At 34.2% G+C, this 12,161-nt stretch carries 11 protein-coding genes; all 11 read left to right on the top strand.

Annotated elements, in window-relative coordinates:
* Positions 1 to 23: 23 nt before the first annotated feature.
* On the top strand, positions 24 to 1,358 hold the full coding sequence (locus tag J8H85_RS07755) for a UDP-glucose dehydrogenase family protein (RefSeq protein ID WP_209654227.1): 1,335 nt from the start codon (positions 24 to 26) through the stop codon (positions 1,356 to 1,358).
* Positions 1,359 to 1,411: 53 nt separating this feature from the next.
* Complete coding sequence (locus J8H85_RS07750; protein ID WP_209654225.1) at positions 1,412 to 2,518, top strand: glycosyltransferase family protein; 1,107 nt, start codon at positions 1,412 to 1,414, stop codon at positions 2,516 to 2,518.
* A 64-nt stretch (positions 2,519 to 2,582) separates the two neighbouring features.
* On the top strand, positions 2,583 to 3,644 hold the full coding sequence (locus J8H85_RS07745) for a glycosyltransferase family 4 protein (RefSeq protein ID WP_209654223.1): 1,062 nt from the start codon (positions 2,583 to 2,585) through the stop codon (positions 3,642 to 3,644).
* Positions 3,645 to 4,877 carry a glycosyltransferase family 4 protein gene (locus J8H85_RS07740; protein WP_209654221.1) on the top strand — a complete coding sequence of 411 codons (1,233 nt, stop codon included), beginning with the start codon at positions 3,645 to 3,647 and terminating at the stop codon, positions 4,875 to 4,877. It abuts the gene before it with no gap.
* Positions 4,877 to 6,193 (top strand): hypothetical protein, encoded by a 1,317-nt coding sequence (locus J8H85_RS07735; protein WP_209654219.1) that lies wholly within the window; start codon positions 4,877 to 4,879, stop codon positions 6,191 to 6,193. The genes J8H85_RS07740 and J8H85_RS07735 overlap by 1 nt, the downstream gene beginning before the upstream one ends.
* A gap of 17 nt (positions 6,194 to 6,210) precedes the next feature.
* Positions 6,211 to 7,392 carry a glycosyltransferase gene (locus tag J8H85_RS07730; protein ID WP_209654217.1) on the top strand — a complete coding sequence of 394 codons (1,182 nt, stop codon included), beginning with the start codon at positions 6,211 to 6,213 and terminating at the stop codon, positions 7,390 to 7,392.
* Complete coding sequence (locus J8H85_RS07725; protein ID WP_209654215.1) at positions 7,392 to 8,651, top strand: glycosyltransferase; 1,260 nt, start codon at positions 7,392 to 7,394, stop codon at positions 8,649 to 8,651. Before J8H85_RS07730 ends, J8H85_RS07725 begins: the two co-directional genes overlap by 1 nt.
* A 44-nt stretch (positions 8,652 to 8,695) precedes the next feature.
* Positions 8,696 to 9,256 (top strand): DapH/DapD/GlmU-related protein, encoded by a 561-nt coding sequence (locus J8H85_RS07720; RefSeq protein WP_209654213.1) that lies wholly within the window; start codon positions 8,696 to 8,698, stop codon positions 9,254 to 9,256.
* A gap of 28 nt (positions 9,257 to 9,284) precedes the next feature.
* Complete coding sequence (locus J8H85_RS07715) at positions 9,285 to 10,133, top strand: glycosyltransferase family 2 protein (protein WP_209654211.1); 849 nt, start codon at positions 9,285 to 9,287, stop codon at positions 10,131 to 10,133.
* A gap of 289 nt (positions 10,134 to 10,422) precedes the next feature.
* Positions 10,423 to 10,845, top strand: a complete 423-nt coding sequence (locus tag J8H85_RS07710) for a VanZ family protein (protein WP_209654209.1) — start codon at positions 10,423 to 10,425, stop codon at positions 10,843 to 10,845.
* On the top strand, positions 10,842 to 12,086 hold the full coding sequence (locus J8H85_RS07705; RefSeq protein WP_209654207.1) for a WcaI family glycosyltransferase: 1,245 nt from the start codon (positions 10,842 to 10,844) through the stop codon (positions 12,084 to 12,086). Before J8H85_RS07710 ends, J8H85_RS07705 begins: the two co-directional genes overlap by 4 nt.
* The last annotated feature ends 75 nt before the right edge of the window (positions 12,087 to 12,161 follow it).

Raw genomic sequence — 12,161 nt, 5'->3', positions numbered from 1 at the left:
TACTCTAATTAAAATTTAAATTTATGAATATTACAGTAATTGGAACAGGCTATGTAGGTCTTGTAAGTGGTACCTGTTTTGCCGAAATGGGTAATAAAGTAACATGTATTGATGTTGATGCCAACAAAATAGAAAAGTTAAAACAAGGTATCATCCCTATTTTTGAACCAGGGCTGGAAGCTATGGTAAAACGAAATTACGAGAACAAAACATTGAGGTTTAGTACACAATTATCTGAACATTTGGAGAAGTGTGATATTGCCTTTATAGCAGTGGGTACTCCTATGGGAGATGATGGTTCTGCAGATTTGAAATATGTACTCCAAGTAGCTAAAGAAATAGGTGAAAACATGTCACACCCTATTATTGTGGTTGATAAATCGACAGTGCCTGTTGGTACAGCAGATAAGGTAAGGGCTACCATAAAAGAGGCTTTAAATAAAAGACAATTAGATATAGCTTTCGAAGTTGTTTCTAATCCCGAATTTTTAAAAGAAGGCGACGCTATTAAAGATTTTATGAAACCAGACCGCGTAGTCATAGGGTCAGATGATGTACCAACTACTGAAAAGATGAGAGATTTATATGCGCCATTTTTCAGAAGTGGTTCTGCAAGACTAATTACTATGGATGTACGATCTGCAGAAATGACTAAATATGTAGCAAACGCCATGTTAGCCACCAAAATCTCCTTTATGAACGAGGTTGCCAACATTTGCGAATTAGTTGGGGCTGATGTTAATGATGTACGTATTGGTATTGGGTCAGACAGTCGTATTGGGTACAGTTTTATTTACCCAGGTAGTGGCTATGGGGGGTCTTGTTTTCCAAAAGATGTAAAAGCATTACATCGTACCGCGGCAGAACATGGTTATGAAGCCCGTTTAGTAGCGGCTGTAGAGGCTGTAAACGATACTCAAAAGTTAGTGATTGCTAAAAAAGTGACAAAGCGTTTTGGCGAAGACCTAACAGGAAAAACTTTTGCTGTTTGGGGTTTATCCTTTAAACCGGATACCGACGATATGCGAGAAGCTCCTGCCATTTATGTTATTAAAGAATTGATTGAAAGAGGAGCCAAAATAAAAGCATACGACCCCAAGGCCATGCACGAAGCTCAAGAGTTTTATTTAAAAGGCATTGAAGGGATTACGTATTGCAATTCAAAATATGAAGCAGTTATTGATGCCGATGCTATGGTGCTGTTAACAGATTGGAAGGAATTTAGAATACCAGATTTTGAAGAACTAAAAACGCAATTAAAAAACCCTATAGTTTTTGACGGTCGTAACCAATACAATGATAAAATGATGCGGGAGAATGGTTTTGAATATTTCCAAATAGGGAAAAAAGCCGTTTAATATAGTTAACAAGTAATATTAATCTAAGTTTTAGAAATATAAGTTAATTTTTCATGAAAATTATTTTCATTTGTGGATGCTTAGAGCCTGGAAAGGATGGGGTGGGTGATTACACCCGGCGTTTAAGCGCTGCGTTAATTGGCCAAGGCGTGTCTGTTGGTATTTTAGCTTTGAATGATCATTACATTACTCATGAAGAAAATGGTTATCAAACATTTGAAGAAATTAGTATTCCAGTACTTAGAATTCCTAGTACATGGTCTCGGGTTAAACAAACTAAACAGTCAAAAGAATGGAAACAGCTTCATAACCCTGAGTGGTTAAGCTTGCAGTTTGTACCCTATTCTTTTAATAAAAAAGGATTGCCGTTTGGTTTAGGAAATCAATTAAAGAAAATTGGAGGTGATTCTAAATGGCATATCATGTTCCATGAGTTATGGATTGGAATGGAAGTAGGGGTTACAAAAAAAACTTACTTAATTGGTTTAATTCAAAAAAAAATTATTAAAGGCTTAATTAATAACTTGCAACCCAAAACTATTAATACACAAACAATATTATATCAAGAGGTATTAAAAACGCTTGGTTTTAAAACCGAACTTCTTCCTTTGTTTTCTAATATTGAAAAGTTAAATCAGCCTTTTGTAGAACATACCAACGAAAATAATAAGATTAAATTTTTATTGTTCGGATCTATTCATCCAGAAGCGCCAGTTGATGAATTCGTTAATGAGGTAGTTTTATATTTTAAAGAAAAAGCGAGCATAAGTGTTACTTTTGTGGGTCGATCTGGAATAGAAAAACAAAAATGGATTGGTGTATTTTCATCTAATGGGATTAAAGTAAATGATTTGGGAGAGCAAAGTGCAGAGAATATTTCAAAAGCTTTACAAATAGCAACCATAGGTATCACGACTACACCAGCATACTTGGTTGAGAAAAGTGGAACGACCATAGCTATGAGGCAACATGGTTTACCTGTTATAAGTGTTTCTAAACCATGGCGCAGCAATAAAAATATAAAAGTTGCGATACCCAATGATATTTTGGAATATCAAAAAGGGAATTTTAAAAATTATATTCATCTTAAGCCAGACAATTCAGGTAGAAATAGTTTAAAAACAATAACAAACAATTTTATAGAGTCTTTAAAGGATTGATTTGTATTTTAAGTATGTGTTTAAATCGAGTGTTTTATTTAAATGAGGGAAGATAGAAAGAACTATGGATTCAATAGAAAATTATAAAAATTCAAAAAAATCTCATAGGATATTAATTTTGTCTCATAAATTTTTTCCTTTTGTTGGAGGAATAGAAGTGATGTCTATGTTTCTTGCAAATACCCTTGCTGAAGCAAAATATTCGGTTAAAGTTATAACATGGACTCAAGAAAACCATGAAGGGGTATTACCTTTTGAAGTAATTAGAAATCCTAGTTTGGCAAGAATAATAAATGAATTTAAATGGGCTGATCTTGTAATAGAAAACAATCCAGTGTTGCGTGCATCATGGCCTTTGTTATTTTTGAAAAAGCCATTAGTTACAGTACTTCATACTTGGATATGTAGACTCGATAATGAATTAGCATGGCAAGATAAGTTAAAACTCTTATGGCTCAAAAGAGCAAATAAAGTTATTGCAGTTAGTAATGCATTGCGAATTAAAAGCTTTAAAAAAGCCGATGTTATTATGAATCCTTATAGAGCAGAAGATTTTAAAGTCCTAAAGGATGTTGAGAAGAGCATGGACTTTGTCTTTTTAGGAAGGTTGGTGTCCGATAAGGGGGCAGATATGGCAATTAAAGCACTTCATGAGTTATCTAGACTAGGGTATAAATTGAATTTAACAATTATTGGTGATGGCGAGGAAAAAGATAACTTGTTGAAATTAACTTCCCAGTTTCAATTAAATGAATTTGTAAATTTCACAGGCACCCTCAAAGGCACAGAGTTAGTAAGAGTTTTAAATCAACATAGATATATTTTAGTTCCATCTGTTTGGGAAGAACCATTTGGATTGGTAGCATTGGAAGGAATGGCCTGTGGATGCATTCCAATAGTTTCAGATGGTGGCGGTTTACCTGAAGCAATAGGTGAAGCTGGAGTTATATTTAAACGAGGTGATTTAAATGACATGGTTGAAAATATTGTAGAACTTTTATATAGTACTGTTTTACAAAAAAAACTAAAAAATGCTGCCAATAATCATTTAAAGAATCATCATTCCAATCTTATTGGCGAAAAATATATAGAAAGCATAAATAATGTTTTAAACAACAGCTATTAGATGAAGATAATTATATCACACCCAACAAGTAACCAAAATAGTCGTGCCGTTGTTAATGGCATCTTGAATGCTCAAATGCTTTATGAATTTCATACGGGTGTCGCTACATTTCAAGGCGACTTTTTTAATAAGTTAAGTTCGGTAGGACCTTTTAAAGAATTGTGCAGACGGCATTTTGAATTGGAACTAAAACCATTTACAAAAACAGCCCCTGTTATGGAATTGGGGCGTTTGGCAGCTTCCAAATTTGGTATTGAATCTTTGGTTAAGCACGAAACAGGTTTGTTTTCTGTTGATTCGGTGTATCAAAATTTAGATAAAAAAGTAGCTAAAAGTTTAAAAAAATCATCACAAAATGGTTTAGATGCTGTTTATGCCTATGAAGATGGTGCTTACTACTCATTTAAAGAAGCTAAAAAACAGCATATCCGTTGTTTATACGATTTGCCCATTGGGTATTGGCGAGCGGCTAGAAGGCTTCTTGAAAATGAGATACATATGTGGCCAGAGTGGGCATCAACCCTAACAGGTTTTATGGATTCGGAATCTAAGCTTCAGCGCAAAGATAAAGAACTCGCCTTAGCAGATACCATTTTTGTGGCAAGTAGTTTTACAGCCAAGAGTTTAAAAGATTATCCAGATACCTTAGCACCCATTAAGGTAATTCCTTACGGTTTTCCAAAAGCCATTAAGTCTAGAACCTATACCATGGGGAACAGGCCTTTAAAATTATTATTTGTAGGGGGCTTATCGCAGCGTAAAGGCATTGCAAACATGTTTGCCGCTGTTGATAATTTATTACCAGATGTTGAATTAACAGTAATTGGTAGAAAAAGTACCGAAGACTGCATACCGCTTAACAAAGCCCTTGAAAAACACCACTGGATTCCTAGTTTATCCCATGATGCCGTTTTAGAACAAATGCAGGCACATGATGTGTTGTTATTTCCATCGCTGTTTGAAGGCTTTGGTATGGTTATTACAGAAGCCATGTCTCAGGGGACTCCTGTGATTACCACCGATAGAACGGTAGGGCCAGATCTTATTACGCACGATGTTAATGGTTGGCTTGTGGAAGCAGGTTCTACCGAAGATTTGCAAGAATGTATCGCGGCATTAATTAAAAATCCAAAAAAAATAGAAGAAGTAGGTAATGCAGCCTTGGAAACGGCTAAGCAACGCCCATGGCACAAATATGGCGACGAGTTGGCCGAAGCGATATCAAAAGGATAATGGATAAAGTTTTAAAGGGGCATACGGAAATTCTAACAAAAGAAGCAGCCATTATTAATACTATAAAAAATGGTATTTGGATTTATTTTCTGCTTTTGGTTTTTGAAGGCGCCTTACGTAAATGGTTTTTGTCTTTTTTAGCAACACCTTTATTAATTGTACGAGATCCGTTAGCCATTTGGATAATTTATACAGCTTGGAAACACAATGTCATAAAAGCCAATTTTTATGTATTGGCCATGTCTTTAATCACAATTATAGCTGTTAGTACAGCATTGGTTTTTGGGCATGGTAATATTATGGTAACCTTTTTTGGTGCACGTATTTTAATTATACATTTTCCTGTTATGTTTATAATAGGTAAGGTATTTGATTTGGACGATGTTATTAAAATAGGAAAGGTACTTTTAGTAATGACTGTAGTGATGGCAGTACTTATAGGTTTACAGTTCTACAGCCCCCAATCGGCTTGGGTAAACCGAGGTATCGGTGGTGATACCGAAGGCGCTGGCTTTAGTGGAGCCATGGGGTATTTCAGGCCATCGGGTACATTTTCATTTACTACAGGCAATGTGTTGTTTTTTAGTTTTTCGGCGTGTTATATTTTTTACTTTTGGTTAGCTAAAGTAAAGGTCAATAAAATTATTTTAATAGCAGCTACGGTGGCCTTATTGGCAGCCATTCCTTTATCCATAAGCAGAACCTTAATGTTTTCTATTGCGGTTACTTTTATTTTTACAATCATTTCTGTGGCTAGCAAGCCAAAGTTTCTCGTAAGAATGCTTGTTTTTGTAGTATTGATGGCAATAGCTTTAGTTATTTTAGGTAATACCCCCTTTTTTGCTACAGCAACAGAAGCTTTTACAAACCGTTTTGAGGTGGCGAGTGAAGTAGAAGGAGGGGTTTCTACTTCTTTATTGGATCGCTTTTTTGGTGGAATGATAGAAGCTATTACCGAAAGTAATTTGCCATTTTTCGGTTACGGTCTAGGTATGGGTACCAATGTTGGAGCAGCTCTTCTAACAACTAAAGGAGAAGAGATTACTTTTTTAATCGCCGAACAAGAATGGTTAAGGATTGTTGGCGAGATGGGTTTTGTTTTAGGTATTCTACTATTGTTATTAAGAGTTGCTTTTTGCGCTGATATTACTATAAAAAGTTACCAAAGTTTAAAGTTTGATAATATTTTACCATGGTTACTTCTAAGTGTTGGATTGATGGTTATAATGCAAGGTCAATGGGCACAACCCACTGTACTGGGCTTTAGTACGTTAATAGGGGGATTAATTTTGGCATCATCAAAAATCACTAATTAAAAAACTTAAAGCCTGATATGAAAATTATATTTTTTACACATCCTAGCTTTACACATCACCAAAGTATGCCTCGTTTTTCAAATATGTTGTTTGAAGGGATGAAAAATAAAGGACACGATGTGCAGGTATGGACACCCAGTCCTATCTTTGTTAAATTTTCAAAAATAAACCAATTAAAGAAGTGGCTTGGGTATATAGACCAATATATTATTTTTCCAATTTCAATCAAAAAACGAATAAAACGTATCGATCAGAATGTATTATTTGTTTTTTGTGATCATGCTTTAGGGCCTTGGGTTCCATATGTTAAGAAAAGGCATCACGTTATACATTGTCATGATTTTTTAGCACAACAATCCGCTTTAGGACAAATACCATTTAACAATGTGGGTTTCTCTGGTAAATGGTATCAAAAATTAATTCGAAATGGATATTCTCAAGGGCAGAATTTCATATCAGTTTCAAATAAAACTAAAATAGATTTAGCATCATTTTTGAAAAAAGAACCTTTACTTTCCGAAGTAGTATATAATGGTTTGAATAGAGAATTTTCTCCTCAAACTAAAAGTATAGATATCATTAGGAAAGAACTTAGTGAAAGTTTTAATATTGATTGCCATCAGGGTTATATTTTACATATAGGAGGCAATCAATGGTATAAAAATAGAAAAGGAATAATTAAAATATATGATTATTGGCGCACTCATTTCCAAAATAAAATTCCACTAATTTTAATTGGTGAAAATCCTGATGACGCCTTATTGAGTATATTTCAAGATTCTATATTCAAGAAAGATATTATTTTCTTATCAGGAGTGAGTGATGCTTTTATTAATAAATTTTATAATGGAGCATCGGTTTTTCTATTCCCATCTTTAGCAGAGGGGTTTGGTTGGCCCATAGCAGAAGCGATGGCATCGGGTTGTTTGGTAATAACCACCAATGAATCGCCTATGGATGAAGTGGGGGCTGATGCAGCGTTTTATATGCCTGTAATGCCGATTGATAGTGAAACTAAGATGGAAATTTGGTTAAAAAAAGCGTCAGAAGTTTTAAATAAAGTAATCAATTTGTCAGAGCATGAGCGCCATGACTGTATTGATAAGGGGATAAATAATGCAGAAAGATTTAATCAATGTTTGGCATTGGATAAAATAGAAAAGCATTACGAATTAATTTTGGAGCAAAAAATTGAGTAATGAAGGTTTTACATGTAGTAAATAGTATGGATCCTGTGTTGGGAGGTGTTAGTAAAGCAGTTACTATCATCGCATCGAGTCTCGCATTAGAAGGGGTTATAAATGAGGTAGTAAGTTTAGACAACCCAGAAGATGGATTTGTAATAAACCAATCATTTAAATGGCATGCTTTAGGCAAAAGTACCAATCCTTGGGGTTATAACCCAGATTTACAATCTTGGTTAGCTACTAATGTCGACCGTTTTGATTATGTTGTAGTACATGGTTTATGGTTATATAATTCATATGCGGTATATAAAGCATTCAAAAACAGAAAAGATAATAAAGGTTTAAATACTGGTACTAAATATTTGGTAATGCCACATGGTATGTTGGATCCCTATTTTCAAAAAGCATCAGGCAGACGTTTAAAAGCCATTCGCAATTGGCTGTATTGGAAATTTATTGAAAATAAAGTGGTTAACGCATCCCATGGTTTGTTATTTACTTGCGAAGAAGAAAGTAAACTCGCCAAAGAACCATTCATGCCTTATCATCCAAAAAACGAATTTATAGTAGGTCTTGGTGTGGAAGCTCCTCCGCAATACAATCCAAAAATGGATCAAGCTTTTTTTGAGAGCTGTAAAGGGCTAGAAAAGAGACCATATTTGTTGTTTTTAAGCAGGATTAATGAAAAAAAGGGGGTAGACTTATTAATAGAAGCTTATAAAAAGATCATATTAAATCCATCTGCTTATTTAACTGCAAACTTTCAGGAAAATGGGGAACAGATAAATAAAGATGCCAATAAGGGCGATTTTGAGATTCCTGCATTAGTTATTGTTGGCCCAGGGATAGAAACCGAGTACGGACAAGCATTATTGAAAAAAATAAATGATAATCCTGTACTTAAAAATAGAATTTTTTTTCCAGGCATGTTATCTGGTGCTGCTAAATGGGGCGCTTTTTATAACAGTGAAGCCTTTGTGTTGCCTAGTCACCAAGAAAATTTTGGAATAGCTGTGGTAGAGTCGCTAGCTTGTAAAAAACCCGTTTTAATATCAAACCAAATCAATATTTGTAAAGAAATACAAAATAAAGAAGGTGGTTTTATTGAAAATGATACCCTTTTGGGAACAACAAAACTTTTGGCAGATTGGATAAATTTATCAGAGGAAAACAAAAAAATAATGGGGAATCATGCAGAGGTTTGTTTTAAAACATGTTTTTCTATAGAAGCTCTGGTACATAGCTGGAAAACTAAAGTACTGGATTCATAGACATATCTGTTTTTTTTAAACTTAATCAATAATTAAAATAAAACATGACCAACACAGATACACATTCTGGACCTTCTTTTAGTTTAAAAAATCGATTGGCGCGATTGTTATGGAATGTTATAGCTACTTTGTTCTTTCGTTACTCTCCAAAACCTTTCCACGCATGGAGAAACTTTATATTAAAACTTTTTGGTGCTTCGGTTGGAAAGGGCGTTCATGTGTATCCAAAGGTAACTATATGGGCTCCTTGGAATTTAGTTTTAAAAGATGAGTGTGGTATCGCCAATGGAGTTACCTTATATTGTCAAGGTAAAATAAGCATAGGGAAGCGCTCCGTTATTTCACAAGGAGCACATTTGGTAGCTGGTACCCACGACTATACGAAAATGGGTTTTCCACTCTATACAAAACCTATTGAAATAGGAGATTATGTATGGATAGCCGCCGAAACATTTATCCATCCAGGTATAACGGTAGGTGAGGGTGCTGTTATTGGAGCGCGTTCTGTTGTTACTAAAAACCAACCACCTTGGATGGTGTGTTCGGGACACCCCTGTAAACCAATAAAAGAACGTTTTTTGGAAGGCATTCATGAAGTTAATTAAATATTTAAATCAATTATAATAAGAATTTATGAACACACTCGATTTAACCATTGCAATACCAGTTAAAAATGAAGAAAAAAACTTACTAGGTTGTTTACAAGCTATTGGTACTGATTTTGCAAAACATATCGTTATCATTGATTCTGGTAGCACAGATAATACCATTGAAATTGCAAAGTCACAAGGCGCATCGGTAGTGAATTTTGTTTGGGATGGTAAATTTCCTAAAAAGAGAAATTGGTTTTTGCGTAACTATGATTTAGAAACGAAATGGGTGTTGTTTTTAGATGCTGATGAATATTTAACAGATGCTTTTAAAAGTGAATTAAGACAGAAAATCGACACACAAAATTATATAGGATTTTGGCTTAACTACACTATATATTTTATGGGGAAAAAACTAAAAGGGGGGTATCCACTCAATAAATTAGCATTATTTCAAGTAGGAGCAGGAGAGTATGAGAAAATAGATGAAGATAAGTGGAGTAATTTAGATATGGAAATTCATGAACACCCTATACTAGATGGTAATATAGGGCATATAAAAAGCAAAATAGACCATCGCGATTTTAGAGGTGTTTCACATTACATGACCAAGCATAATGAATATGCTTCATGGGAAGCTTATCGATTTTTAAAAACGTTTAAAAACGAGAGTGAAATAGAAAAGTTGACTTGGAAACAAAAAATAAAATATAAACTAATCAAAAGTCCATTAATAGGGTCTGTTTACTTTTTTGGAAGTTTTTTCTTTTATGGTGGTTGGAAAGATGGCTCTAAAGGTTTTGCTTTTGCCATATTAAAGATGTCTTATTTTACGCAAATTTATTGTAGAATCAAGGAACTGTCTGATCCTTTAGCTAATAAAGAAGTTTAGTTTGCATGAAGTGTTTATAAAATTTGAACATTTAATTTTTTGAATGTCATAATCAATCACAATTATACTCACCATGGCAGGTCGAGCCATTCGACTGTGCTCAAGATAAACTAAAATCAAGACCTCATTTTAAAGTTAATAAGTTTAAATAACCTCTCGATTCGCTTTATGAGCTACCTGCAACCAAAACACGTTTTGCTTTCGACAATGCTCAATGAGACAGTTGTTTATGATCGTTTACGGATAAGCAGTTTTAATTTATATGAAATGCACAACATCAATATTTAGAATGAAATTATTTTCAGTTACTATCTGGATGTCTGTTATAGTGGGTGCCATATTGGTATTGTACTTAAGTTGGGTAAGCAGCCCCATAATAGGGGAGATGCGTTTTATGCCTCCTTGGATAAAAAATTGGGTAGATAGCTACGAATTTATGGCGATTAGAACCGCAGTTCCACTCGTGCTTTTAGGAATGTTACTAGGTATTTACCTAAATTATAGAAAACAACCCTTAGTTAGGTGGATTTATAGTTGGATGCTTTTAACGATCCTAGTTATTCTTGCCGAATTAGGCCAGTATTTTAGACCCATGCGTTCCGTAGACTTCCTCGATATGGTTTGGGGTTCAGTAGGTTCTGCCCTGGGATTAGGTTTTATATGTATTGGTGCACGAATGTGGCACTGGTTTAAAAACAAAAATAAATTATGAAAAAACGCATACTACTTATAGGTTATAATTTTACTCCTGAACCTACAGGAATTGGGAAGTATAGTGGCGAAATGATGTATTGGCTTGTAAATAAAGGGTATGATTGCACAGTGGTAACCACTTATCCTTATTATCCTTATTGGAGTGTACAAGAACCTTATAAAAAAAATAAATTTTGGTATATAAAGGAAGTTGAAAAATTTGCTTCTGGTGGAAAAATGACGGTGTATCGCTGCCCTATGTATGTGCCATCTCAACCATCTGGTAAAAAGCGGATGCTTTTGGATGTTTCATTTATGGTATCTGCCTTTTTTCAATTAGTGGTATTGCTGTTTAAAAAGAAGTATGATACCGTCATCACCGTAGTGCCCTCATTTCAGTTTGGCTTATTGGGCTATTTCTATAAAGTATTTAAAAAATCTAAAACGGTATATCATATTCAAGATATGCAAATAGAGGCAGCACAAGACTTGAATATGATTAGTTCTCCAAAAGTGATTAATCTTTTGTATAAAGTAGAACAATTTATTTTCAAAAACACTGATGTTATAAGTAGTATTTCCGAAAAAATGATTTCAAAAATAGAAGAGAAAACAAACAAAAAGGTGCTTTTATTTCCTAATTGGTCTGATACGACATTTTTTAAGCCTTTAGAAAATAAAGAAATTTTAAAAACAGAGTTTGGTTTTTTAGCTACCGATAAAATAGTGTTATATTCTGGGGCGATAGGCGAAAAGCAAGGACTTGAAAGTATTATAAAAGCGGCGGATAATTTTAAAGCGCAACCAAACATTAAATTTGTGATATGTGGTTCTGGACCTTATAAGGAAAAATTACAGACCATGGCATCTTCTTTTAAGCTAGACAGTGTTTTGTTTTTTCCATTGCAACCTATGGATAAGTTTAACAAATTCTTGAATATGGCCGATGTGCATTTAGTGATACAAAAAGCCAAGGCCAGCGATTTAGTGATGCCTTCCAAATTAACCACCATTTTATCGGTAGGTGGTTTGGCTTTAATTACCGCCAATCAAGATTCTGGTTTATATGCTTTAACCCAAAAATATAACATGGGGGTGCTAGTTGCTGCCGAAAATCAAGAAGCTTTAAACTCAGGAATTGAAGAAGCTTTATCAACAAGTGAGCGGTTAACGATTATGAAAAATGCCCGTAAATATGCTGAAAATTATTTAGATATTAATAACGTGATGACAGCGTTTGTAAGTTCAATATTAAACTAATATAATAAAACACGCATACTTATGTATATTGAGGCTGGCTTTCGGGTATGTTTGTAACTTTTAGATAATAATAAA

The sequence above is a fragment of the Mariniflexile gromovii genome (assembly GCF_017814435.1).
Classification (GTDB): domain Bacteria; phylum Bacteroidota; class Bacteroidia; order Flavobacteriales; family Flavobacteriaceae; genus Mariniflexile; species Mariniflexile gromovii.
This window is presented reverse-complemented; position numbering and strand designations above follow the sequence as displayed.